The following is a 21,787-nucleotide window of genomic DNA, read 5'->3' as shown; positions in this document are numbered from 1 at the left end:
CAGACAATAAAATGACGATCAATTTGAAAGACCGGGTCGCCGTCGTCACCGGCGCATCGCGCGGTATCGGCTATTTCACGGCCCTCGAACTCGCCAAGGCTGGCGCCCATGTCGTTGCCTGCGCCCGCACCGTCGGCGGCCTCGAAGAGCTTGATGACGCGATCAAGGCGGTTGGCGGCTCGGCCACTCTCGTTCCCTTCGACCTTGCCGACATGGCCGCAATCGACAAACTCGGCGGCGCCATCAACGAGCGCTGGGGCAAGCTCGACATCATGGTCGCCAATGCCGGCGTGCTCGGCACCATCTCGCCGATTGGCCATGTCGAGGCCAAGGTGTTCGACAAGGTCATGACCATCAACGTCAACGCGACCTGGCGGCTGATCCGCACGCTCGAGCCGTTGCTGATCAAGTCCGATGCCGGACGTGCGCTCATTCTTTCCTCAAGCGCTGCCCACAAGTGCAAGCCGTTCTGGGGACCCTACTCCGCCTCCAAGGCCGCCGTCGAGGCGCTCGCGCGCACCTGGGCCGCAGAGACGCAGCGGCTGCCGCTGCGCATCCTCAGCGTCGATCCGGGTGCCACCCGCACCGCCATGCGCGCACAGGCGATGCCTGGAGAGGACCCGGAAACCGTGCCGCATCCGTCCGAAGTGGCGGCTCAGCTTCTGCCGCTGGTCGGCCCAGACCAGACCGAAACCGGCAAGCTCTATATCGTTCGCGAAAGCAAGATCGTCGACTACCGCCTGCCGGAGTAGCGGCTGCCACAAACCCGGAATCAAAAAGCCACCGTGTTTCCACGGTGGCCTTTTTGTTTGTGCGGCCGCTCTGGCTTAGTCCTTGTCGCCCGGCAGTCCGTCACCGCCGTGGGCGGGATGGGCGGGCCAGTCGCCGCCATACTTGCGCTGCCACGAGCGCGCGCCGAACGGCAGCGTGATCAGATACCCAAGAGCGGTCACCGCCATCGTCTCCCATGTGTAGGTCATCAGCGTAGCGACATAGAACACGACGATGAGAATGACCGGCAGCACGAGATCGCGGCGCACGCGGCTTTCCGACTTGCCCGACCAGACCGGCAGACGGCTGACGAGCAGAAAGGCAATCAGCACGGTGTAACCCGATGCGATCAGCGCCATGGTGCGCTCAGGCGCCAGGCCCAGCAGGCCGAGATAGACCGGCAGCAGCACCAGCATGGCGCCTGCCGGTGCCGGTACGCCGACAAAGTACTCCGACTGCCACGCCGCTTTGGACTGGCGCTCGGCCATGACGTTGAAGCGCGCCAGCCGCAGGCCGCAGGCGATCGCGTAGACCAATGCCGCGATCCAGCCGATCGAGCGGGCCTGATCGAGGATGAAGACGTAGAGAACCAGCGCCGGTGCAACGCCGAAGTTGATGATATCGGCAAGCGAATCCATCTGGCCGCCGAAGTTCGACGTCGCCTTCAAAAGACGGGCGACGCGGCCGTCGATACCGTCGAGAAAGGCGGCAAGCAGCACCATGGCGACGGCGAGTTCGATGCGGTTTTCAAACGCAAGCCTGATGCCGGAGAGACCCGCGCAGATTGCGAGCACGGTGATCATGTTCGGGATCATCAGGCGCAGCGGTATCTCGCGCAGCCGCGGGCCGCGGCCGGTGTCGTTGGAACCATTCGCCTCGTCCGCCACTTTCGGCGGTTCGGCTGGGTTTTCCTGTTGAGGACCTTCCATAGGGTCTCCTTTATGCGCGACGGCTGATGACCGGGCCCTTGGACGAGCCGAATTCGGCCAGCACGGTTTCACCGGCAATCGCGGTCTGGCCGAGGCTGACGCGCGGTTCGACACCTTCCGGCAGGAAGACGTCAAGGCGCGAGCCGAACCGGATGAGACCAAAACGCTCCCCGGCGTCGAGCGAGGCGTTTTCATACTTCCAGCACATGATGCGGCGGGCAACGAGGCCGGCGATCTGCACCACGCCGATGGCGCCGTGCTTCGTCTGGATGACGAGACCGTTGCGTTCATTCTCGTGGCTGGCCTTGTCGAGCTCGGCGTTGACGAACTTGCCGGCGCGATAGGCGATGCGGCTGATGGTGCCGGCCAGCGGCGCACGGTTCACATGGCAGTTGAAGACATTCATGAAGACAGAGATGCGCAGCATCGGCTCTGAACCGAGACCCAGTTCTTCCGGCGGCGTCACCATGGCGATCGACGACACGCGGCCATCTGCCGGGCTGATCACCAGATCGTCGTCAATCGGCGTCATGCGCTCGGGATCACGGAAGAAATAGGCGCACCAGGCGGTGAGCAGGAAGCCGATCCACATCAACGGCTCCCACAGGAAGCCCAGCGCCAGCGACACGACGAAGAAGATCGCGATGAAGCGATAGCCTTCCTTGTGCACCGGGACCAGCGTGTTGCGCACCGTATTGACCAAGCTCATGAACTCTACTCCAGATTTGCTGTGGAACGTGACCTAGCGCGAAATGCCGCCTACGGCAACGCCGCCCGCCCGACAGCGACAATACGCGTCGTGATCAGCCAATGGGCATGCCGTCATAAGGCCGGCTCGCCACGCGTGACGATGCCCAGATCATCGCTCTCGCGTACACGCTTCAATTGTTCTTCCGCCTGGGTCGCCTCACGCTGGCGGCTCCACATGGAAGCATAAAGTCCGCTGCGATCGATCAGTTCCCCGTGCGTGCCTCGCTCGGCGATGACGCCATCCTTCAGCACGATGATCTCGTCGGCATTGATCACCGTCGAAAGCCGATGGGCGATGACCAGCGTCGTGCGGTTGCGCGATACGACATCGAGCGCCGACTGGATTTCCTGTTCGGTGCGGGTGTCGAGCGCCGAGGTTGCCTCATCGAGAATGAGGATCGGCGGCGCCTTCAGGATCGTACGGGCGATGGCGACACGCTGCTTTTCGCCGCCGGAGAGCTTCAAGCCCCGTTCGCCGACCATTGCCTGGAAGCCTTCGGGAAGCGATTGGATGAAGGTGGCGATCTGTGCCGCCTCGGCCGCAGCCACGACCTCCTCCTCGGTCGCCGAAACGCGCCCGTAGCGAATATTGTAGGCGATGGTGTCGTTGAACAGTACCGTATCCTGCGGCACCATGCCGATGACCGCACGCAGGCTCTTCTGCGTCACATCGCGCACATCCTGCCCGTCGATGGTGATCGTGCCCTGCTGCACGTCGTAGAAGCGATAGAGAAGTCGCGACAGCGTTGATTTGCCAGCGCCAGAAGGGCCGACGACGGCAACGGTCTTGCCGGCCGGAACCTCGAACGAAATGCCCTTGAGGATCGGCCGCTTCGGATCATAGGCGAAGTGAACGTCGTTGAAGGCGATTGCGCCGTTGGCAATGGCAAGCTGACGCGCATCCGGGCGGTCGACCACTTCGGCTTCCACGTCGAGCAGATCGAACATGTGCTCGATGTCGGTCAGGCCCTGACGGATCTCGCGATAGACGAAACCGATGAAATTGAGCGGAATGGCCAGCTGGATCAGCATGGCGTTGATGAAGACGAAGTCGCCGAGGGTCTGTTCACCGCGCTGCACCGCAAGCGCGGACATGATCATCATGACGGCGGTGCCCGCACCAAAGATCATCGCCTGACCGAAGTTGAGCCAGCCGAGCGAGGTCCAGACCTGGGTCGCGGCCTTCTCATAGCGCTCCATCGATCTGTCGAAGCGCTTGGCTTCCATCTCTTCGTTGCCGAAATATTTGACGGTCTCGAAGTTCAGGAGCGAGTCGATCGCCTTGGTATTGGCGTCGGTGTCGCTGTCGTTCATCGAGCGGCGGATGGCGATGCGCCAGTCGCTCGCCTTGACGGTGAACCAGATATAGAGACAAACGGTGATGCCAGTGACCAGCAGGTAGCTGAAACCGTAGCCCCACCAGAAGATCACCGCGGTCAGCAGGAATTCGATCAGGGTCGGAACGCTGTTCAGGATGGTGAAGCGGACGATCGTTTCGATGCCCTTGGTGCCGCGCTCGATCACCCGGGACAGGCCGCCGGTGCGCCGCTCCAGATGGAAGCGCAACGACAGCTGGTGCATGTGCACGAAGGTCTTGTAGGCGAGTTGTCGAACCGCATGCTGGCCGACGCTGGCAAACAGCGCGTCACGCAGCTGGTTGAGCCCCGCCTGCAGCAGGCGCGCGAGGTTATAGGCAAGCACGAGCATGACCGCGCCGCCGAGGAACTGCGGCAGAAAGCCCAGCGCATCCGGCTTGTTGTTCAGCGCATCCGTCGCCCATTTGAAGAAATAGGGAACGAGGATCAGCACGACCTTGGCAATCACCAGAATGATCGTCGCCCAGACGACCCGCAGCTTCAGATCGGCTCTATCCGAAGGCCACATATAGGGCCACAGGTTAACGATGGTCCGAAACGGGTTGCTCGTATCGGCGGAAATCGTCTTCGTCTGGTTCGCAGGTGCCACGTCTTGATCCGCTTTCATTCATTCGCTCACGCTGACGGACTGTCGGGCCATCATCGCCGCGCAATTATGGCTTGGCGCCCTAACCTTGGAAAAGGTCATCGGGCCCCATCGTCGCCATTCAATGAAAAGCGGCGCCTCGTTGAAGGCGCCGCCTTGGTTGACAGATAGGTCTGCGTCGACACCACGGCAATGCAACGGGTATCGATGATCAGCCTATTGTTCGTGTTTCATGTGCTTCTTGTGAATTTCCCGTGACTCTTCATCGGAAAGTGCCTGGTCAGGAACGCCGAAGACCTGACCTGGACGGATCCGATCGGGATTTTCGATCTGTTCCTGGTTGGCGAGGTAGATCGTGGTGTAGCGAACGCCCGCACCATAGACGCGCCGCGAGATCTGCCAGAGCGTATCGCCGCGGCGGATGATGACCGAGTTCTTGCTTTCCTTCAGCGGCGCCTGCTCCACCGTTTCCGGCTGGGCCGGGCTTTCCGTGGTAGCCATCGAAGGCTGCGCAGCCGCGACGTCATTGGCGATCGAGCTACCGGCACCCTTGACCTTAGACGCACCGGAAGCCTCGGCGACCTCACCGGATACGGCTGGCTCGGCCGCGGCGGTCACCGCCGGCGTTGCGCTGCCGCGCTCGGCGAGGATGGCGCCTACCGATGCCTCGACCTTGCCAAGTGCCGCTGCGACGCTCGGGGCATCCTGCGGAGCATCCTTCAGCACGGCCAGCGCGTCGGCTGCAGCCTTCGCCGTCCGGGCGACTTCATCAGCCAACGCCTGATCGGAATTGTCAGTGAGCCTGAAATCGGCCAGCGACTTCAGGGCAAATTCGCTTGCAGAACGGGCTGCGGCCAGCTGCTCGCCCGTCGGCACCTTGCCGTTGGCGAACAGCCCCTTCAAGAGCGCGAGAGCCTTGCCGGCCTCCGCTCGCAAGCCATCGAGCCCGGCCGTTGCGGCGGCCGAAACCGGACCGGCAACGGCTGCGACTTGGGCACCTGCCGGCCGGTCAAACGGTACGGATGCGCGCATTACAACCTTGCTTGCGTCTTCGCTCAGCATGTCGGCGCGTATGATGTGGCTGCCAACCGAAAGCTCGATCTCGCCGTCGACGACAAAGTGGCCCTTATCGTCGGCCTTCATTTCACCGAGCAGTTTGTCGTCTGCATAGATGCGAACCAGAGCGCCGGGCTTCGCACTACCGGCGACGAACATCTTCGCGCCTTCGATCTCGACGGCGGTCACCTGCAGCCCCGCGGCCCCACTCGGCTTTGCCGTGTTGGCGCTAGCATCGTTCGTCGTTTGCGGCGTTGCCGACGCCACGTCGGCAGGTGTCGCGGCAGCCGGCTGCGAGGCGGGCGTGTCGGTCGTCTGCGTGGCACTCCCAAGAGCGTCGGGCGTGGTGAGCAGGCGGCTGGCTTCGCCTGGCTTGGAGACCATGGCAAGCAGTTGGCCGGTCGCATCCTTCGGTACGGAAACCGTCGCGACCTCTTGCGAAGTCTTGGCAACGCCGTCTTCTCCGACGGCGCGCAAGGTCAGCTGGTAGTCGCCGGCCGGAAGCGGTGTGTCAAAGACGGCGGCAAAGTCGCCGGTCACGCCGACGTCGGCCGTTCCGACGACGGTGGTGCCGTTGAGAATCTCGAGCTTGGAGCCTGGTGCGGCATGGCCGGCAACAACGGTCGATCCATCAGGCTCGACGCGCAGAACGTCAAAACCGGGAATGGACGCGTCCGCGGCGGGAGGCTTTGCTTCAGCAGTGCTTGCGACCGGTTGCGGCTCCGCCACCTTTGCGGCGTCATCGGACTTCGCGGCAGTCTCGGTGCTTGCGGCCGGAGTGGGTTGAGGTCCTCCGGTCGACAATGCCGCGTCACCGGTTTGGGCCGGAGCACTTGCCGTGCCATCGGCTGACGCTTCCTTGCCGCCACGCAAATTCGGTTGAACTACAAAAACCATCAACGCTGTTGCTGCCGCAAGGACAGTAAGGGCCACCCAGCCGGCCTTGTTCTTGATCATGCCACTCTCCACAGGAGCGGAGCTAAGCTCCGCGCATGCCCTCTCATCGGCCTAAGGCGCGGGGCTTGCGCAATCATTATAGCGCAACTGCGAGCTACCCGCCCAATTTCTTCAATCGATCCCTGAAATTGCTAGCGATTCCTAGTGTAGCAGACAAGAAGCCGCCCCTTCCGCAAGTGCCGTGAACTAAGCTTTCCCCTCATTTTTCTTGACCCTTGCTGCGCTGCAATGTTTTTTGACCGGATGAACACTGAAACAGGCACGATTCGATCCATCTGCGTCTACTGCGGCTCACAGCCCGGACGCGACCCGATTTACATGGAAGCCGGCCGCGCGCTCGGCCGCTCGATCGCCGACCATGGCCTCAGGCTGGTCTATGGCGGCGGCACCCGGGGCATCATGGGAGCGGTCGCAAGCGGCGTGCTTTCCAATGGCGGCGAGGTCACCGGCATCATCCCCGAGTTCCTGATGGACAAGGAAGCGACACGCCATTCGCTCGGCCAGCTCAACGAGCTGATCGTCACGGCCGACATGCACGAGCGCAAGCACACCATGTTCGAGCGGGCCGACGCGTTCGTGGCACTGCCGGGCGGTATCGGCACGCTTGAAGAGATTGTCGAGATCATGACCTGGGCGCAGCTCGGGCGTCACCGCAAGCCGATGGTCTTCGGCAATATGAACGACTTCTGGAAGCCGATGCTGGACCTCTTGCAGCATATGCGCGACGAAGGCTTCGTGCACACCGCCCACCTCGTCCAGCCGCTCGTCGTCGAGCGGGCCGAGGACATCGTGCCGGCAATTCTCGCGGCGGCTGGCGGTGCAAACGGTCGCGAAGGCGAAGCCGAGATAATCTCTCGCCTCTAGGCCCCGACTATCTCCCCTAAAACCAAAAAGGCGCGCCTGCTGGGCGCGCCTTTTTTATGCTTGCCGCAATCGCCTATTCAGCCGGGCTGACCTGTTCGGCCCGACGGGCGCGGCTTTGTGCCAGCATGGCGCCGGAATAGATGACGAGGGCCGCCCAGATCAGCGCGAAGGCGATCAGCTTTGCTGTTCCAAAGGGCTCGTGGAAGACGAAGACGGCGATCAGGAAGATCATCGTCGGCGCAATGTATTGCATGATGCCGATGGTCGACAGCCGCAGCAGCTTGGCGCCGTTGGCATAGATCATCAGCGGAATGGCGGTGACGATGCCGCAGGACAACAGCCACAGCACGTCCGTCATGCCGGTATCGCCGAAATGCCCCTGGCCGGTCGTTTCGAGCCAGATGATGTAGCCGATCGCCGGAATGCTGAGCAGCAGAACTTCGAGGAAGAAGCCCTGGTTCGGCCCGATCGGCAACGTCTTGCGGAAGAAGGCGTAGAAGCCCCAGGAGAGGCAGAGCCCGATCGACACCCAGGGTAGACCGCCGGCATCGAAGGCAAGCACGGCAACGGCGGCTGCCGCCAGTGCGATCGCGACCATCTGTGCCGGGCTCGGCTTTTCCTTCAGAAGCAGTGCACCGAGGAAAATCGAAAACAGCGGATTGATGTAGTAGCCGAGCGCGGTCTCGATCGCCCGACCCGCACCGATCGCCCAGACATAAATGCCCCAGTTGATGGTGATGAGTACGGCCGTCAGAGCCGCCATGCGCAGCATCCTCGGTGAGCGAAGCGCGACCTTGACGTCTTCCGTGCGCCCGAGCCAGACGAGCACGAGACCTGCGAGCGGAACCGACCAGACGATACGGTGCGCCACCACTTCCGGCGCCGGGATATGGGCGATCGCCTTCATGAAGAAAGGCAGGAATCCCCAGAGCAGATAGGCCGTCAGCGCAAAGGCGAAGCCTTGAGCGGAATCGGTGTTTTCTGCGGGTATTTTCGCGTTCGGCTCGGCCATGGTGTTTTTCCTGGTGTATTCGCCGGAGGCTATCGTGGCGTTGACGCCCGCTCCGGTCGCAATCGAAGGCGTAGCCTCAGCGACTAACGAACCCTTCCGTAGGGCGTCGTACTCCAATGCCCCTCAATGCACCAATTCATTTCCGTGAACGGATGGTGAATTTTGCTCATACTTTGGGCAGGAGCGGGCCGCCATGAACGCCCCTTGCCCTTTTCGCTCGGAACGACGCGTTATTCGGCGGCGATCAGCCCGACATGATCACGGTTCTTCAGGAGCTTGAAGATGATACTGTCCATTAGCGCCTGGAACGAGGCGTCGATGATGTTGTCGGAGACCCCCACCGTCCACCAGCGCGCGCCCGTGCCATCGGTCGATTCGATCAGAACGCGGGTGATCGCCTCGGTCCCGCCGTTGAGGATACGAACCTTGTAGTCCGCAAGCTCCAGGTCCTCGATTTCGGACTGGTACTTGCCGAGATCCTTGCGCAGCGCCAGATCGAGCGCGTTGACCGGGCCGTGGCCCTCGGCAACCGACATCATGGTCTCGCCATCGACAATGACCCGGACCACCGCTTCCGATACGGTCTTCAGGTGACCGTTCGCGTCGAAGCGGCGCTCGACCATCACCCGGAAACTTTCGACGTGGAAGAAATCCGGCACTGTTCCAAGGATGCGGCTTGCCAGCAGTGCGAAGCTCGCGTCGGCACCTTCATAGGCATAGCCGGTCGCCTCGCGTTCCTTGACGATCGCGATCAGCTTGTCGAGCTTGGGATCGTCCTTGCTCACAACGATGCCGCGGCGCTTCAAGGCGTTGATGAAGTTCGCCTTGCCGCCCTGGTCCGACACCATGACCTTGCGCAGATTGCCGACGCTTTCGGGAGCAATATGCTCATAGGTGCGCGGATCCTTCAGGAGCGCCGAGGCATGAATGCCGGCCTTGGTGGCGAACGCCGAGGCACCAACATAAGGCGCCTGCATGTCGGGCGAACGGTTCAACAGCTCATCGAAGGCATGCGAGAGCTTGGTCAGCTCCAACAGACGGTCGGCATCGATCGCCGTTTCGAACCGGCTCGAATAGATTTCCTTCAGCGCCAAGGTTGGGATCAGCGTCACCAGATTGGCGTTGCCGCAGCGCTCGCCAATGCCGTTCAGCGTCCCCTGGATCTGGCGGACGCCGGCCTCGACGGCTGCAAGCGAATTGGCAATCGCCTGGCCTGTGTCGTTATGGGCGTGGATGCCGAGATTGGCGCCAGGCACGCCAGCCGCGATGACAGCCGAGACGATCTCGCGCACTTCATGCGGCTGCGTGCCGCCATTGGTATCGCACAGCACGATCCAGCGCGCACCGGCTTCGAACGCTGCCTTGGCGCAGGCGAGTGCATAGGCGGGGTTCGCCTTGTAGCCGTCGAAGAAATGCTCGCAGTCGACCATCGCCTCGCGGCCGGCACTGACGACGGCTGCGACCGACAGGCTGATGTTGTCGAGATTTTCCTCGTTGGAACAGCCGAGCGCCACGGCCACATGATAATCCCAGCTCTTGGCCACGAGACAGATCGCATCGCTCTTTGCTTCGAGCAGGGCGGCAAGGCCCGGATCGTTCGAGGCGGAAACGCCGGCGCGCTTGGTCATGCCGAAGGCGACGAAGGACGCCTTCTTCGTGCGACGGCGCTTGAAGAACTCAGTGTCGGTTGGGTTCGCTCCGGGATAACCGCCTTCGACATAGTCCATGCCGAAATCGTCGAGCAATGCGCTAATCGCGATCTTGTCCTCGACGGAAAAGTCGATGCCGGGCGTCTGTTGCCCGTCCCGTAGCGTCGTGTCGAAGAGATAGATGCGTTCCCTGGTCATGGCTCGTTTCCAATAATGCTCAGTCGTTACTCGGTCTTGCCTGCATATATGTCCGTCGCGCGGATCAGCCGGTCGAGGATACCGGGCTCGGAATAGGCGTGCCCTGCCCCCTCGATCAGGTGGAACTCCGCCTCCGGCCAGGCCTTGTGCAATTGCCAGGCATATTTCGCCGGGCATGGCATGTCGTAGCGTCCCTGGATGATGACGCCGGGAATGCCGTGCAGACGATGGGCGTCGCGCAGCAATTGCCCGTCCTCCATCCAGCCGGCATTGACGAAGAAATGGTTCTCGATGCGGGCGAAGGCATCGGCGAACTCGTCCTCCTCGAAGCGGCCGCTGGTCGACAGTTCCGGAAGCAGCGTAATCGTCTCGCCTTCCCAGATGCTCCAGCTTTTGGCCGCCGCAAGCCGCGTCGCCCTGTTATCGCTGGTCAGACGCCGGTGGTAGGCATGCATCATCTCGTGGCGCTCGTTTTCGGGAATGGGCGCAATGAAGCGCTCCCATTTATCCGGAAACATTTCCGAGACACCGAACTGATAGTACCAGTCGAGCTCTGCCTTGGTGAGTGTATAGATCCCGCGCAGCACCAGTTCGGTGACGCGCTCGGGGTGCTTCTCCGCATAGGCGAGCGCCAGCGTCGATCCCCAGGAGCCGCCGAACACCAGCCACCTCTCAACGCCGGCGATCTGACGCAGACGTTCGATATCGGCGACGAGGTGCCACGTGGTATTGGCTTCGATCTCCGCATGCGGCGTCGACTTGCCACAACCGCGCTGGTCGAACAGCGTCACGTCGTAGAGCACCGGGTCGAACAGCCGGCGATGGTTCGGCGAGATCGTGCCACCGGGACCGCCATGCAGGAACACGGCCGGCTTGGCACCTGGGGTGCCCACCCGTTCCCAATAGACCGAATGACCGTCGCCGACGTCGAGTTGGCCCGACGCATAGGGTTCGATCTCAGGGTAAAGCGTACGCAATTCAGCAGTCATTATCTGTCTTTCATCGGTGGCCAGTGCACCGTGTCGTAATCGGGATGCTGGCGGTTGGTTTCGAGCACGAGCAGATGTCGGGTGGCCGACAGTTCGCTGCCGTCGTCGCTCTGCCGTTCGGGAAGCTTCGCCAGCCGCGAAAACCAGACCATGCGCGATTCCACGCCCGACTGATAAACCGGCGGCAAGTCGTCCGGATCGTCGAGTGAACCGAGCACGATGTTGAGGAAATCCTCGTCCGGCATGTCATAGAACAGCGGCGTTCCGCAATCGTGGCAGAAGCCGCGGCGCACCAGATGCGAGGAGCGGAACCACGAGGGTTGCCCGCGGGTGATGTCGAAATTGTCGCGGGCGATGTTGGCGAGCGGCATGAAGTAGTTGCCGGACGCCTTCTGGCACATGCGACAGTGACAGATATGCGCATCCGCCAGCACGCCTTCGGCGCGGTAGCGAACCGCTCCGCACTGGCAGCCGCCGGTAAAGATGCGCGCAATCGTCATTTGAACACTCCAGGCTCGTGCCACTGCTCAGTCTCGTGATCGGGATGCTGGAAGGAGATGATGCTCTCCTGCCGGCTATAGAAATCCGGATCCGTCAGCGCCGGCTGGTCGAATATAGTCTCGACCCAGGGAAGCCGCGAAGCGTAGTTGACCTGGATTTGCGGCGCCAGATCACTGCGATCGTCGAAGGTGCCGATGGCAATCTCCAGGCCGCCGGGATGGCGATAGATCATCGGCGTGCCGCACTTCGCGCAGAAGCCGCGATCGATATTGACCGAGGACTGGAAATAGCTCGGCGCGTCGCGCGTCCATTCGACGCCGTCCTTCGGCGCCGTCACCAGCGCGGAAAAGAAAGAGCCGAACTGCTTCTGGCACATGCGGCAATGGCAGATCGACGGACGGCCGAGCTGACCGCGGATGCGGAAGCGCACAGCACCGCATTGGCACCCACCTGTTCGAACAGTCTCCGTCATTTCTTGTCCTCCGGGGGCCAGGTTTCAGTGTCATGATCGGGATGCTGGTAGGAAACGAGATCGGCAAGGAATGACACCGCCTCGGCATCGGCCATCGTCTCTTCTCCCGGAAGCTCGGGAACCTTGTCGACATAGGGCAGCTTGGCCTCGATGCCCCACTGGATCGTCGGCACGATGCCCTGCGGCTCGTCGAAGGCGGCGATCGCCAGCGCCATGCCGTCGGGCGCCTCGTAGGTCAGCGGCGTGCCACAATCGCCACAGAACCCGCGCCAACCAAAATTGGACGACTGGAAGCGTTTGCGTTCGCCGCGTGTCCAGGTGACGGTTGCGCCGCGCACCGACACCAGCGGCAGGTAGAAGTTTCCGCTCGCCTTCTGGCACATGCGGCAATGGCAGACGGACGCGTCGCCAAGAACGCCCTCGACCCGAAAGCGCACGGCACCGCACTGGCAGCCGCCGGTGTAGTGCGGCCTGTTGTCGAGGCTCATCGCGACGTCTCCTCAGGCGGGGCATGGCAGACCGCCTCGATATTGTTGCCGTCGGGATCGAAGACGAAGGCGCCATAATAATCCGGGTGGTAATGCGGGCGCAGGCCCGGCTTGCCGTTGTCGCGGCCGCCGGCGGCAAGAGCCGCCTCATAAAAGGCATCGACTTCGCTACGGCTGCGCGCCGTGAAGGCATAGTGCCGGCCAGGGCCGGCAGCGGCCTCATGCAGCCAGAAGACCGGGCGTTCGCGGCCATAGCCGCCGACCTTGACGCCGCCGGTATGCTCCGGCGGTACCATCATCAGGAGCGATGCTCCCAGAGGTGCGAATGCGCTGTCGTAGAACGATTTCGCCCGGTCGAAATCCGCGACTGAAATGCCAGTATGATCGATCATTGCACGAACTCCTCCCTCATCGCCTTTGCTTCACACCGCCATGCCGCGATCGCCGTTCCCTGCCCTAACACCAGTGGTCACTGACGAGGGCAAGGAATGGCGGACGTATTTCATCGCTTGACGTCCCAGGTTGTCACGCGTTCGCCGGTCGCCGGGTCCTTGCCGTCCTTGAGCTGGATGCCCTGAGCCAGCAGATCGTCGCGGATCCTGTCGGCAGCGGCGAAATCCTTGGCTTTGAGCAATTCCAGACGCGCCCGCACGCGGCCATCGACCTCGTGAACGACGGCTTCGTCGAGTTCGACCGCCTGCGGCACGATGCCGAGCAGTGACGCGCTTGCAGCAAAGCTGCCCTTGAACGCCGGATCACCAGCCGCCTTCTGCGCCAGTGCATGCAGCGCCTGGACAGCCGCCACCGTGTTCAAGTCATCCGACAGCGCTGTGACGATCGCTGGGTCGACCTCGCCCTTGGCGTCGCCCGGCACCGGCCATTTCGACAGCAGATGCTCGGCCTCTTCCAGCCGCTTGATCGAAAAGTCGATCGGCTCGCGGTAATGGGTCATCAGCATGGCAAGGCGCAACACGTCGCCCGGCCATTTCCGGCCGCCGAACTTTTCGGTGTGCAGCAACTCATAGATGGTGACGAAGTTGCCTTCGGACTTCGACATCTTGCGGCCTTCGACCTGCAGGAAGCCGTTGTGCATCCAGACATTCGCCATCACATCCGTGCCGTGAGCGCAGCGCGACTGGGCAATCTCGTTTTCGTGGTGCGGGAAGATGAGGTCGAGCCCGCCGCCGTGGATATCGAAAACCTCGCCGAGGTAACGCCCGCTCATGGCCGAGCACTCGATGTGCCAGCCCGGACGGCCCCTGCCCCAAGGGCTGTCCCAGCCGGGTTCGTGATCGGCCGAAAGTTTCCAGAGCACGAAATCGCCGGGATGCTTCTTGTGCGCCTCGACGGCGACGCGGGCACCGGCCTGCTGCTCGTCGAGATTGCGCTTGGAAAGTTGCCCGTAGTCCGGCATCGACTTGGTATCGAACAGCACCTCGCCGCCGGCCTTATAGGCATGACCTTTGGCAATCAGCTTGTCGATGATGTCGATCATCTGCGGAATGTTGTCCGTCGCGCGCGGCTGCACGTCAGGGTCAAGGCAACCGAGTGACTTGGCATCTTCGAGGAATTGCGTCTCGGTCTTCTCGGTCACATGCCGGATCGCCTCGTTCAGCGGCAGGCCGGGATAGTCGCGCAACGCCCGCGCGTTGATCTTGTCATCGACGTCGGTGATGTTGCGAACATAGGTGACCTTCTGCTCGCTGTAGACATGGCGAAGCAGCCGGAACAGGATATCGAAGACGATGACCGGACGCGCATTGCCGATATGGGCATAGTCGTAGACGGTCGGGCCGCAGACATACATGCGGACATTGTCGGGATCGATCGGTTTGAAATCGACCTTCTCCCGTGTCAGCGTGTTGTACAGCTTAAGTGTCGGCACTCCGCCCATTCCAAATCTCCAATACGCATGCAACCGTCAGAAATACGGCGCCCGGGAGGCCCGCGCGTTTGTCATCTTGGATTTCGGGAGACGAAAACGGCCAGGCCAGCGGAGCGCTAGCGAATAATCTTCCGGCAGATAATGCAGGTAACCGTTTTCATGGGCTCACTTATCGCGCTTCGCATGGCGTCGGTCAAGTGGTCAGCGGCCTGCGAAGCACAGCCGACTATCAAGACGCTGGCATGGTCATGGATTTGTCATGATTTGGCTTATCTGGGATCGCCACGCGGGAAGGAGATTCGCGGCGCAGTTTGGCCCTGCGCCATGATTCCTGTCTCCGGAGAAGCCGAGGAGGAGCATCGTTGTAGTTTACACAAGCGACAACGATGAGTTTCCGGTCCAGGGAAAGCATCAAGGAGTGCATGCACGTGAAGGCCGCCAAGACCACCGATATCGCCAAGACATCCGCAGATCTCGTTCAACAGTATCGCCCGCTCGGCCTGAAAGCCGTGCTTGCCGCTGCCCTGCAGATAAAGGCAAAACCCGCGGTCAAGCTGAAGAAGCAGCCGGCTTGAGAACTGACGGGCATCAGAACAGGGACATTTGCCCGTCGTCGGGCTTGTCCCCGTTCTTGTCGTTCTTTGCCGTCGCCTTAGGCACAAGTAGCGGAACAACCGCCTCCTGAATATCCGGCCCGGCGTTTGCGACCTTGTTGACCTTGTCGGATACGGGGATCGCCTCGAAATAATCTTCCGTCGCCGGCACCATCAGATCGAGCACGTCGCGCGGCTCCTGGGTCTTGCAGTCCAACCAGCGGGCGAAATCTTCCGGCTGGATGACCACCGGCATGCGGTCGTGGATTGGCGCAATTGCCGGATTGGCGTTGGTCGTCAGCACAGCAGCCGTGTCGACCTCTGAACCGTCTGGGGAAGACCACGTCTCCATCAGGCCGGCAAAGGCAACGATACCGCCCTTGCGCGGGCGGATCCAGTAGGCCTGTGATGCCTCGCCGCTGCCCTTGGCGGGACGATGCCATTCGTAGAAGCCGGACGCCGGGACGAGCACGCGACGGTGGCGCATCGCCGCGCGAAAAGACGCCTTCTCGATCGCCGTCTCGGCGCGGGCATTGATCAGAAGCGGAAAATCCCGGGGGTCCTTGACCCAGCCGGGCGTAAAGCCCCAGCGAACCAGAAGCGCTCTGCGCTCAGGCAGGTTGCTACCGGGCCCGCCGCCATCAGCTGCCACGACGACGATGATCGGCTGCGTGGGCGCAATATTGAAGCGCGCCGGAAAGTCATCGCTTTCCAACAGGCCGAACAGCTCGATCAATTCTTCCGGCGTCGCCGTCAGCGCAAAACGTCCGCACATGACATGGATGTGGCACTTCACGTAGGATGGGTCAACGATACCGATCGAAATTGATTCCATCATGCCGAAGTCACCCGAACTCGCCTCCTCCGTCATTCTCGAACGCGATGGCCGTTACCTCTTGGTGCGACGTGCCAATCCACCTTCGGCTGACATGTACGCGTTTCCGGGCGGCCGCGCCGAGCCGGGTGAAACGCCGGAAGAAACGGCCTTGCGCGAATTGCTGGAAGAGACCGGCATTCGTGCCTGCAATCCCGCCCTTTTCGAAACTTACGACCTGCCGGGCAAGGAATCGGAGGGACGCCATTTCTTCCTCTCCGTCTTCAGAGCGCAGGCGGACGCAACCGCGGTCGCGATCGCAAGCGACGACGCGGCCGGGCTTGGCTGGTTCACGCCGGACGAGATCTTCGCGCTTCCCATCCCTGACAGCGTTCGCGAATGCGTGGAAAAACTGGTGGCCGACGCCGTGACAAACGCAAAGACTGGCGTGCGCCTTGAAACAGCCGTCGATTCGGACTTGATGGGATGATGACATTCGGCCCAACGATCATTCGCCTGACCGTGACGACCCTCGTGCTCGCCACGGCCACGGCCACTGCCGCGCAGAAAGCGGCGGCACCGCCGCAGGACAAGGCGCAGGTGCAAGCACCCGCGCCCGTTGTCGTCGAAGAAAAACCGACTCCCTACGACCAACGGCTGATTCGCCTCGCCGAAGTCCTTGGATCGGTCCACTATTTGCGCAATCTCTGCGTCAAGGAGCCCGAAGATGTCTGGCGGCGCTCGATGCAGGCTTTGATCGACAAGGAAACGGCCAATGAGGCCAAAAGGCGCGAGAGGATGACCGCCGCCTTCAACCGCGGGTATCGTACCTTTGCCTCTGTTTACACGACTTGCACACAGCCGGCGATCGTCGCCGAACAGCGATATCGTGCCGAAGGAGCAACACTTGCGTCAGAAATCGTCGCCCGCTTTGGAAATTAGCAATAAATTAACCTCTTTTCTCACGACCCCGTGTCGTTTCGGGAAAAGGCTGCTAATTTCGTTAAGAGAGTGGTAAGAAGTGACAACCGGGTCACGGTCGTTCAGTTGAGGTTCAGCGGAACGACGTTAAAGTGAGCCACTTGCAGCAATGGAAGTCGCATGGAACGAATGATGGAACCAAGCCTGACCGACATCGATGACATGATCGTCCACGAGAAAATGCAGGCAGCGCTGGAACACCAGAACGAAGCCTGGGCGGACGGCATGGCTGATGGCATCGAGCCAGAGATCATCGCCGATGCGGCCATCGCTCTAGCCATGCGGGAAACCGTTCGGCTTCATGGTGAAGACGGTGCGGAAGCGATGCTCAATTCGCTTCGCGAGCGCATGCTCGCCGGTGAATTTTCGCCCCAACGCTCGCTTCAGTAATTATCAGGACTGCCCCTATGAGCCGGAACCATGCCAACCGGACCTTTCCGGTTCGCCTTGTTACGCTGCTTCTGGCCGGTGTCGCATTTTGCGCTCCGGTGATGACGGCGCCTGCGTTTGCGCTCAGCGAACTGCAGGACGAACCCAAGGCCGTCGCGAGCGACCAGAACACCCCCCCTCCGCCGGCCGAGCCTGTTGAGGAAGAACCGGATCAGGAAGAAAAGCTCCCGCTCGAAATTCCGATGCCGGACCCGCTGATCAAAAAAACGGTGACGATCACCAAGGAAGATCAGGCCGTTGAAGAGCCAAAGACGGTCGAGCCGATCGAAGTCCTGAGCGACGTTTCCAAGATCCCGGCGCCCGTGGCGCGTATGCGCGAGCTGATCGTCGAGGCGGCGGCTTCCGGCGATATCGAGCGGTTGCGTCCGCTTCTCGGCAAGGGCCCGACTCAGACTCAGGTTACCGGCGTCAGCGCTGATGAAGACCCGATCGCCATCCTCAAAAGCCTGTCCGGCGACCAGGACGGCGTCGAGATCCTGGCAATCCTGCTCGACGTGCTTTCGACGGGCTTCGTCCAGGTCGACAAAGGCACGCCGCAGGAAGCCTATGTCTGGCCCTACTTCGCCGAAAAGCCGCTCGCGTCGCTGACAGCTCCGGAAAAAGTCGATCTCTTCCGCCTGGTGACGGCGGGCGATTTTGCCGACATGGAAGAATTCGGCAGCTACAACTTCTACCGGGTCGGCATCATGCCCGACGGGAAGTGGAAATTTTTCATCGCCGGCGACTAGGGCGCTTCATGTCCAAACAGAAGCGTTCTGCCGAAATTCATCCGGCCCTTTGGGTCGGCTGAAAGCGGCCGACCCAAAGGGCCGGATGACTTGCCCGATGGATCCGCATCGCTCTGCGCCATCCTTCGTGCGGAACGACCGTTTTGAGCCAGCAGAATCGCGTCCGTTTAAAGATGAAGCGCTTTAAGCGCCGGTGACACGCTTGCCGTTCATCCCTGAACATCCTACCTGTTCGGCAATGTGAACAGGATTCGAGCCATGCCCAGAGTTCGCCTCGACGACCGCGCGATTGTCTCCGTTGCCGGCAAGGATGCGGAAGATCTTCTCCAGGGGTTGATCACCACCGATCTCGATGCCCTCACCCGCGATGAGGCCAGACCCGGCGCGCTTTTGACGCCGCAGGGCAAGATCCTGTTCGACTTCATGATTTCCCGCGATGGCGACGGCTTCAGACTGGAAACCGCGGCCGACCAGGCCGAGGCGCTCTTGAAGAGGCTGACCATGTACAAGCTGCGTTCGGCGGTGACCCTGTCGCTCGACGCCGCGACGCCCACCATCATTGCCTTCGACGAGCCACAGGCCGGCGGTTATCGCGACCACCGCTTCGAGAAGGCGGGTGCCGCGGTGTTTCGCTCCTATGGCGAGGCCGAGACGGACGCAGCATCCGCTGACGACCTCGATCAACTCCGGATCATCTCGGGCATTGCCGTTTCCGGGCCCGATTACGCGCTGCAGGACGCCTTCCCACACGATGTGCTGATGGACAAGAACGGCGCTCTCTCCTTTCGCAAGGGCTGCTATGTCGGCCAGGAAGTGGTTTCGCGCATGCAGCATCGCGGCACGCCGCGCCGCCGCGTGGTGATCGTCGCCGGCGCGTCAACGCTTCCGCCAAGCGGCACGGCGATCACGGCCGAAGGCAAGTCGATCGGCACGCTCGGCACGGTGCGCGGTGCATCAGCGCTCGCGATCGTGCGGATCGACAAGGCGGGCGAAGCGATGGCTAACGGGGTCGAGCTGCTTGCGGGCGACGTGCCGGTCACCTTGACGCTGCCGGAATGGACCGGACTTTCCTTTCCCACCACCGCCGACGAGGCAAGCGCATGACCTCGGCGCGCGCCTGGCAACGCATGCTTTCCGGCCGGCGGCTCGATCTGCTCGACCCGTCACCGCTTGATGTCGAGATCAGTGATATCGCCCACGGTCTTGCCCGCGTTGCAAGGTGGAACGGCCAGACGGCGGGCGACCATGCCTTCTCGGTCGCCCAGCACAGCCTGATGGTCGAGGATATCTTTCGCCGCAGCTTCAAGTGCAATGCCGATGATCGCCTGTTCGCACTGCTGCACGACGCGCCGGAATATGTCATCGGCGACATGATCTCTCCGTTCAAGGCCGTGGTCGGCGGCGGCTACAAGCTGGTCGAGAACCGGCTGGAAAGCGCCATCCATTTGCGCTTCGGGCTTCCGGCCCATTGCTCGAAGGAGCTCAAGGACCGGATCAAGAAGGCAGACCATGTCGCCGCCTATTTCGAAGCCACCCTGCTTGCCGGCTTTTCGACGGAAGAAGCACGAAAGTTCTTCGGGCAGCCGCGCGGCATCACCCGCGACGGCCTGCTAATCGACCCTTTGCCGGCCATCGAGGCCCAACGGCTGTTTACCGAGCGTTTCGCCACCCTCGAAGCGGAACGTGCTACAGCCAAGGTGAGTGCCTGAGATGCCCCGGATCGTCGTATCGCCGCTTGCACGCATCGCCGAGATGGCTGTCCGTCACGGTTGCACCGAAATGCTGAGCCTCGTTGCCAAAGGGCAAGATTTCCACCGTCCGGCCGTGATCTCCAAGGCGCGGCACCTGACGCTCGGGATGAACGATATCAGCTTTGCCGGCACAGGCGGGCTCATCGCGCCGCAGGAGGAGCACGTCCAGCAGATCATCGCCTTCGCCAAAGGCTGGGACCGCACGCGCCCGATGCTCGTTCATTGCTGGATGGGGGTTTCGAGATCGCCGGCCGCCGCCCTTATCGCCGCGCTTGCCGTCGAGCCCGAGCTGGACGACCAGGACCTGGTCGAGAAGCTGCGGCTTGTCTCGCCCTATGCGACGCCGAACACGCGATTGGTCGAAATCGGTGACGCCGTTCTGTCGCGCGGCGGGCGGTTGGTCGCTGCCGTACGTTCGATCGGTCGCGGCGCGGATACGGACGGCAATGTCCCCTTCGTGCTGCCACTTGTTGCCGAGGGAGCCAATGTTGGCGACTGAGATGCAGGCAGTCACGGTCGAAATCGGTCTCAACGCGGCCATCGTCGCCGTCGTCAATCGCAGCCCGCGCATCCTGGCCATCAACGAGGCGGACGGTGACGCGCACGACAGCCTGCCTTTCGGCCCCTTCGATCCCGCCCGTCACCGCACCTTCGAGACCAGTCTGCGCGACCGGGTGGAAAAGCGCACGGCGCTCAAACTCGGTTACATCGAACAGCTCTACACCTTCGGCGATCGCGGACGGCAACGGCTGCCCGGCGAAGAAGGCAAGCACATGGTCTCGGTCGGCTATCTCGCCCTGACGCAGACCGATACCGAGAACACCGAGCGGCTGGCCGAGGCGGGAGCGCATTGGCGCGACTGGTACGGCTATCTCCCGTGGGAAGACTGGCGACAGGGCCGCCCCCCGATCCTCGACCAGATGATCTTGCCGGCGCTGTCGCGGTGGGAACTTGGCCCATCCGATGACGATCGCATGGCCCCGAGCACCCAGCGACGCGCGCGCATCCGTCTTGCCTTTGGCCTCGGCGATTTCCCCTGGGACGAGGAGCGCGTGCTCGAGCGCTACGAACTGCTCTACGAGGCGGGTCTCGTGCGCGAGGCAGCGATCGACGGCCGGAGCCGGGAGCAGGACGGCGCTGTCGCCGGGCAGGCGATGCGCCACGACCACCGCCGTATCGTCGCAACCGCGATTGCCCGCCTGCGCGGCAAGATCAAATACCGGCCTGTCATCTTCGAATTGATGCCGCCCGAATTCACGCTTACCGATCTGCAGGCGACCGTGGAGGCTATTTCCGGCCGGCACCTCCACAAGCAGAATTTCCGGCGCTTGGTCGAAGGCGCAGAACTGGTCGAGCCGACCGGCATGACGCTGGCATCGACCGGCGGAAGGCCGGCGGCCCTCTTCCGCTTCCGGCGCCAGATTCTCGACGAGAGACCAGCCCCCGGCCTCAAGGTGGGTGGCCGCTCGTCGTCCGCATAGCATTCGGGAAGCGGTCGTGCAGTCTTGCTGGCGATGAAATGGCAGTTGCAGCGTTAAATGCGGGCCGCATCTAACACTTCGGCCGGTGAGTGCTATATTCCTTCACTTAGATGAAGCGTCGGCCCTGCCGGCCAAGGAAGAGTAAATGTTGCTTGCGCTTGCGCTGCTCACCAGTCTCCTGACCGATCAGCCTATCCTGCCGAACCCGCAGGGGGGCAATGCGGTGCCCGACTATTTCAACAACCGTTCGGACCAGCCTGTCGTGCCGAACCCGCAGGGTAACAAGGCGATCCCCGACTATTTCAGGAACAACCCGATGGGCGGCGGCCTACCCGGGGTGACGATTTGCAATCTCAACGGCCAGGACATGCGAGGGCAGTTCAAGATCTGCCGCTATGACTGCGGCACGGAGATCACCATCGACCAGCGCGTCGTTTGCCCCTTCATCCAGCAACGCTAGCACCTGTTCCGGCGGTTCGGGCAATCGCTGGAGAACGCCTTAAACC

General features: G+C 62.1%; 25 protein-coding genes. 12 read left to right on the top strand and 13 right to left on the bottom strand.

The window, feature by feature from the left end:
- Nucleotides 1-11: 11 nt before the first annotated feature.
- Nucleotides 12-752 carry an SDR family NAD(P)-dependent oxidoreductase gene (locus AC1Q80_RS23010; RefSeq protein ID WP_492361973.1) on the top strand — a complete coding sequence of 247 codons (741 nt, stop codon included), beginning with the start codon at nt 12-14 and terminating at the stop codon, nt 750-752.
- A gap of 75 nt (nt 753-827) precedes the next feature.
- Here the strand turns inward: AC1Q80_RS23010 and pssA are convergent, their stop codons facing one another.
- The 4 genes from pssA to AC1Q80_RS22990 form a co-directional block, all read right to left on the bottom strand.
- A complete protein-coding gene (gene pssA, locus AC1Q80_RS23005; RefSeq protein ID WP_173419546.1) occupies nt 828-1,700 on the bottom strand; it encodes a CDP-diacylglycerol--serine O-phosphatidyltransferase in 873 nt (290 codons plus the stop codon).
- 10 nt (nt 1,701-1,710) lie between these two features.
- Nucleotides 1,711-2,409 (bottom strand): phosphatidylserine decarboxylase, encoded by a 699-nt coding sequence (locus tag AC1Q80_RS23000; RefSeq protein WP_492361972.1) that lies wholly within the window; start codon nt 2,407-2,409, stop codon nt 1,711-1,713.
- Between the two features lie 113 nt (nt 2,410-2,522).
- Nucleotides 2,523-4,433 carry an ABCB family ABC transporter ATP-binding protein/permease gene (locus AC1Q80_RS22995; protein WP_492361971.1) on the bottom strand — a complete coding sequence of 637 codons (1,911 nt, stop codon included), beginning with the start codon at nt 4,431-4,433 and terminating at the stop codon, nt 2,523-2,525.
- A gap of 195 nt (nt 4,434-4,628) precedes the next feature.
- Nucleotides 4,629-6,425, bottom strand: coding sequence for a LysM peptidoglycan-binding domain-containing protein (locus AC1Q80_RS22990; protein ID WP_492361970.1), 1,797 nt, complete (start codon nt 6,423-6,425; stop codon nt 4,629-4,631).
- Between the two features lie 243 nt (nt 6,426-6,668).
- Here AC1Q80_RS22990 and AC1Q80_RS22985 point away from each other — a divergent pair, with 243 nt between their 5' ends.
- Nucleotides 6,669-7,289, top strand: coding sequence for an LOG family protein (locus AC1Q80_RS22985; protein WP_173419542.1), 621 nt, complete (start codon nt 6,669-6,671; stop codon nt 7,287-7,289).
- Between the two features lie 73 nt (nt 7,290-7,362).
- Here the strand turns inward: AC1Q80_RS22985 and rarD are convergent, their stop codons facing one another.
- From rarD to cysS, 8 genes are all read right to left on the bottom strand, one after another.
- Nucleotides 7,363-8,301, bottom strand: a complete 939-nt coding sequence (gene rarD / locus AC1Q80_RS22980; RefSeq protein WP_492361969.1) for an EamA family transporter RarD — start codon at nt 8,299-8,301, stop codon at nt 7,363-7,365.
- A gap of 230 nt (nt 8,302-8,531) precedes the next feature.
- On the bottom strand, nt 8,532-10,148 hold the full coding sequence (gene cimA / locus AC1Q80_RS22975) for a citramalate synthase (RefSeq protein WP_492361968.1): 1,617 nt from the start codon (nt 10,146-10,148) through the stop codon (nt 8,532-8,534).
- Between the two features lie 26 nt (nt 10,149-10,174).
- Nucleotides 10,175-11,137, bottom strand: a complete 963-nt coding sequence (pip, locus tag AC1Q80_RS22970) for a prolyl aminopeptidase (RefSeq protein WP_492361967.1) — start codon at nt 11,135-11,137, stop codon at nt 10,175-10,177.
- Nucleotides 11,137-11,637 (bottom strand): GFA family protein, encoded by a 501-nt coding sequence (locus AC1Q80_RS22965; protein WP_173419539.1) that lies wholly within the window; start codon nt 11,635-11,637, stop codon nt 11,137-11,139. Before AC1Q80_RS22965 ends, pip begins: the two co-directional genes overlap by 1 nt.
- Nucleotides 11,634-12,110, bottom strand: a complete 477-nt coding sequence (locus AC1Q80_RS22960) for a GFA family protein (protein ID WP_173419538.1) — start codon at nt 12,108-12,110, stop codon at nt 11,634-11,636. The genes AC1Q80_RS22965 and AC1Q80_RS22960 overlap by 4 nt, the downstream gene beginning before the upstream one ends.
- Nucleotides 12,107-12,598 (bottom strand): GFA family protein, encoded by a 492-nt coding sequence (locus AC1Q80_RS22955; RefSeq protein ID WP_173419537.1) that lies wholly within the window; start codon nt 12,596-12,598, stop codon nt 12,107-12,109. The genes AC1Q80_RS22960 and AC1Q80_RS22955 overlap by 4 nt, the downstream gene beginning before the upstream one ends.
- Nucleotides 12,595-12,990, bottom strand: coding sequence for a VOC family protein (locus tag AC1Q80_RS22950; protein ID WP_173419536.1), 396 nt, complete (start codon nt 12,988-12,990; stop codon nt 12,595-12,597). Before AC1Q80_RS22950 ends, AC1Q80_RS22955 begins: the two co-directional genes overlap by 4 nt.
- Before the next feature lie 110 nt (nt 12,991-13,100).
- On the bottom strand, nt 13,101-14,492 hold the full coding sequence (gene cysS / locus AC1Q80_RS22945) for a cysteine--tRNA ligase (RefSeq protein WP_173419535.1): 1,392 nt from the start codon (nt 14,490-14,492) through the stop codon (nt 13,101-13,103).
- Nucleotides 14,493-14,905: 413 nt separating this feature from the next.
- On the opposite strand from cysS, the gene AC1Q80_RS22940 reads away from it, so the two are divergent.
- The gene (locus AC1Q80_RS22940) at nt 14,906-15,058 is read left to right on the top strand and encodes a hypothetical protein (protein ID WP_176351951.1); all 153 of its coding nucleotides are present in this window, start codon (nt 14,906-14,908) and stop codon (nt 15,056-15,058) included.
- Nucleotides 15,059-15,071: 13 nt separating this feature from the next.
- Here the strand turns inward: AC1Q80_RS22940 and AC1Q80_RS22935 are convergent, their stop codons facing one another.
- Complete coding sequence (locus tag AC1Q80_RS22935) at nt 15,072-15,851, bottom strand: SOS response-associated peptidase (RefSeq protein ID WP_492362086.1); 780 nt, start codon at nt 15,849-15,851, stop codon at nt 15,072-15,074.
- A gap of 58 nt (nt 15,852-15,909) precedes the next feature.
- On the opposite strand from AC1Q80_RS22935, the gene AC1Q80_RS22930 reads away from it, so the two are divergent.
- From AC1Q80_RS22930 to AC1Q80_RS22890, 9 genes are all read left to right on the top strand, one after another.
- Nucleotides 15,910-16,380 (top strand): NUDIX hydrolase, encoded by a 471-nt coding sequence (locus AC1Q80_RS22930; RefSeq protein WP_173420995.1) that lies wholly within the window; start codon nt 15,910-15,912, stop codon nt 16,378-16,380.
- Nucleotides 16,380-16,832 carry a TIGR02301 family protein gene (locus AC1Q80_RS22925; RefSeq protein WP_492362085.1) on the top strand — a complete coding sequence of 151 codons (453 nt, stop codon included), beginning with the start codon at nt 16,380-16,382 and terminating at the stop codon, nt 16,830-16,832. Before AC1Q80_RS22930 ends, AC1Q80_RS22925 begins: the two co-directional genes overlap by 1 nt.
- A 159-nt stretch (nt 16,833-16,991) precedes the next feature.
- Complete coding sequence (locus AC1Q80_RS22920) at nt 16,992-17,261, top strand: hypothetical protein (RefSeq protein WP_115420638.1); 270 nt, start codon at nt 16,992-16,994, stop codon at nt 17,259-17,261.
- Nucleotides 17,262-17,278: 17 nt separating this feature from the next.
- Nucleotides 17,279-18,049 (top strand): hypothetical protein, encoded by a 771-nt coding sequence (locus tag AC1Q80_RS22915; protein WP_492361966.1) that lies wholly within the window; start codon nt 17,279-17,281, stop codon nt 18,047-18,049.
- A 258-nt stretch (nt 18,050-18,307) separates the two neighbouring features.
- The gene (gene ygfZ, locus AC1Q80_RS22910; protein ID WP_492361965.1) at nt 18,308-19,153 is read left to right on the top strand and encodes a CAF17-like 4Fe-4S cluster assembly/insertion protein YgfZ; all 846 of its coding nucleotides are present in this window, start codon (nt 18,308-18,310) and stop codon (nt 19,151-19,153) included.
- The gene (locus tag AC1Q80_RS22905; protein WP_492361964.1) at nt 19,150-19,758 is read left to right on the top strand and encodes a YfbR-like 5'-deoxynucleotidase; all 609 of its coding nucleotides are present in this window, start codon (nt 19,150-19,152) and stop codon (nt 19,756-19,758) included. Before ygfZ ends, AC1Q80_RS22905 begins: the two co-directional genes overlap by 4 nt.
- Before the next feature lies 1 nt (nt 19,759).
- Nucleotides 19,760-20,299: a tyrosine phosphatase family protein gene (locus AC1Q80_RS22900; protein WP_173419531.1), complete on the top strand. Its 540-nt coding sequence runs from the start codon at nt 19,760-19,762 to the stop codon at nt 20,297-20,299.
- A complete protein-coding gene (locus AC1Q80_RS22895) occupies nt 20,286-21,281 on the top strand; it encodes an NUDIX hydrolase (protein ID WP_173419530.1) in 996 nt (331 codons plus the stop codon). The genes AC1Q80_RS22900 and AC1Q80_RS22895 overlap by 14 nt, the downstream gene beginning before the upstream one ends.
- Before the next feature lie 145 nt (nt 21,282-21,426).
- Complete coding sequence (locus AC1Q80_RS22890; protein WP_173419529.1) at nt 21,427-21,741, top strand: hypothetical protein; 315 nt, start codon at nt 21,427-21,429, stop codon at nt 21,739-21,741.
- The last annotated feature ends 46 nt before the right edge of the window (nt 21,742-21,787 follow it).

This window comes from Ensifer sp. GW823-FHT05D09, from assembly GCF_058795755.1.
The sequence above is the reverse complement of the archived record's forward strand: the minus strand, read 5'-3'. Positions and strand labels throughout refer to the sequence as shown.

Coding starts and splice junctions, on each gene's coding strand:
- AC1Q80_RS23010 (WP_492361973.1), top strand. CDS start 12: ATGACGATCAATTTGAAAGACCGGGTCGCCGTCGTCACCGGCGCATCG.
- pssA (WP_173419546.1), bottom strand. CDS start 1,700: ATGGAAGGTCCTCAACAGGAAAACCCAGCCGAACCGCCGAAAGTGGCG.
- AC1Q80_RS23000 (WP_492361972.1), bottom strand. CDS start 2,409: ATGAGCTTGGTCAATACGGTGCGCAACACGCTGGTCCCGGTGCACAAG.
- AC1Q80_RS22995 (WP_492361971.1), bottom strand. CDS start 4,433: ATGAAAGCGGATCAAGACGTGGCACCTGCGAACCAGACGAAGACGATT.
- AC1Q80_RS22990 (WP_492361970.1), bottom strand. CDS start 6,425: ATGATCAAGAACAAGGCCGGCTGGGTGGCCCTTACTGTCCTTGCGGCA.
- AC1Q80_RS22985 (WP_173419542.1), top strand. CDS start 6,669: ATGAACACTGAAACAGGCACGATTCGATCCATCTGCGTCTACTGCGGC.
- rarD (WP_492361969.1), bottom strand. CDS start 8,301: ATGGCCGAGCCGAACGCGAAAATACCCGCAGAAAACACCGATTCCGCT.
- cimA (WP_492361968.1), bottom strand. CDS start 10,148: ATGACCAGGGAACGCATCTATCTCTTCGACACGACGCTACGGGACGGG.
- pip (WP_492361967.1), bottom strand. CDS start 11,137: ATGACTGCTGAATTGCGTACGCTTTACCCTGAGATCGAACCCTATGCG.
- AC1Q80_RS22965 (WP_173419539.1), bottom strand. CDS start 11,637: ATGACGATTGCGCGCATCTTTACCGGCGGCTGCCAGTGCGGAGCGGTT.
- AC1Q80_RS22960 (WP_173419538.1), bottom strand. CDS start 12,110: ATGACGGAGACTGTTCGAACAGGTGGGTGCCAATGCGGTGCTGTGCGC.
- AC1Q80_RS22955 (WP_173419537.1), bottom strand. CDS start 12,598: ATGAGCCTCGACAACAGGCCGCACTACACCGGCGGCTGCCAGTGCGGT.
- AC1Q80_RS22950 (WP_173419536.1), bottom strand. CDS start 12,990: ATGATCGATCATACTGGCATTTCAGTCGCGGATTTCGACCGGGCGAAA.
- cysS (WP_173419535.1), bottom strand. CDS start 14,492: ATGGGCGGAGTGCCGACACTTAAGCTGTACAACACGCTGACACGGGAG.
- AC1Q80_RS22940 (WP_176351951.1), top strand. CDS start 14,906: ATGCACGTGAAGGCCGCCAAGACCACCGATATCGCCAAGACATCCGCA.
- AC1Q80_RS22935 (WP_492362086.1), bottom strand. CDS start 15,851: ATGTGCGGACGTTTTGCGCTGACGGCGACGCCGGAAGAATTGATCGAG.
- AC1Q80_RS22925 (WP_492362085.1), top strand. CDS start 16,380: ATGACATTCGGCCCAACGATCATTCGCCTGACCGTGACGACCCTCGTG.
- AC1Q80_RS22920 (WP_115420638.1), top strand. CDS start 16,992: ATGGAACGAATGATGGAACCAAGCCTGACCGACATCGATGACATGATC.
- AC1Q80_RS22915 (WP_492361966.1), top strand. CDS start 17,279: ATGAGCCGGAACCATGCCAACCGGACCTTTCCGGTTCGCCTTGTTACG.
- ygfZ (WP_492361965.1), top strand. CDS start 18,308: ATGCCCAGAGTTCGCCTCGACGACCGCGCGATTGTCTCCGTTGCCGGC.
- AC1Q80_RS22905 (WP_492361964.1), top strand. CDS start 19,150: ATGACCTCGGCGCGCGCCTGGCAACGCATGCTTTCCGGCCGGCGGCTC.
- AC1Q80_RS22900 (WP_173419531.1), top strand. CDS start 19,760: ATGCCCCGGATCGTCGTATCGCCGCTTGCACGCATCGCCGAGATGGCT.
- AC1Q80_RS22895 (WP_173419530.1), top strand. CDS start 20,286: ATGTTGGCGACTGAGATGCAGGCAGTCACGGTCGAAATCGGTCTCAAC.
- AC1Q80_RS22890 (WP_173419529.1), top strand. CDS start 21,427: ATGTTGCTTGCGCTTGCGCTGCTCACCAGTCTCCTGACCGATCAGCCT.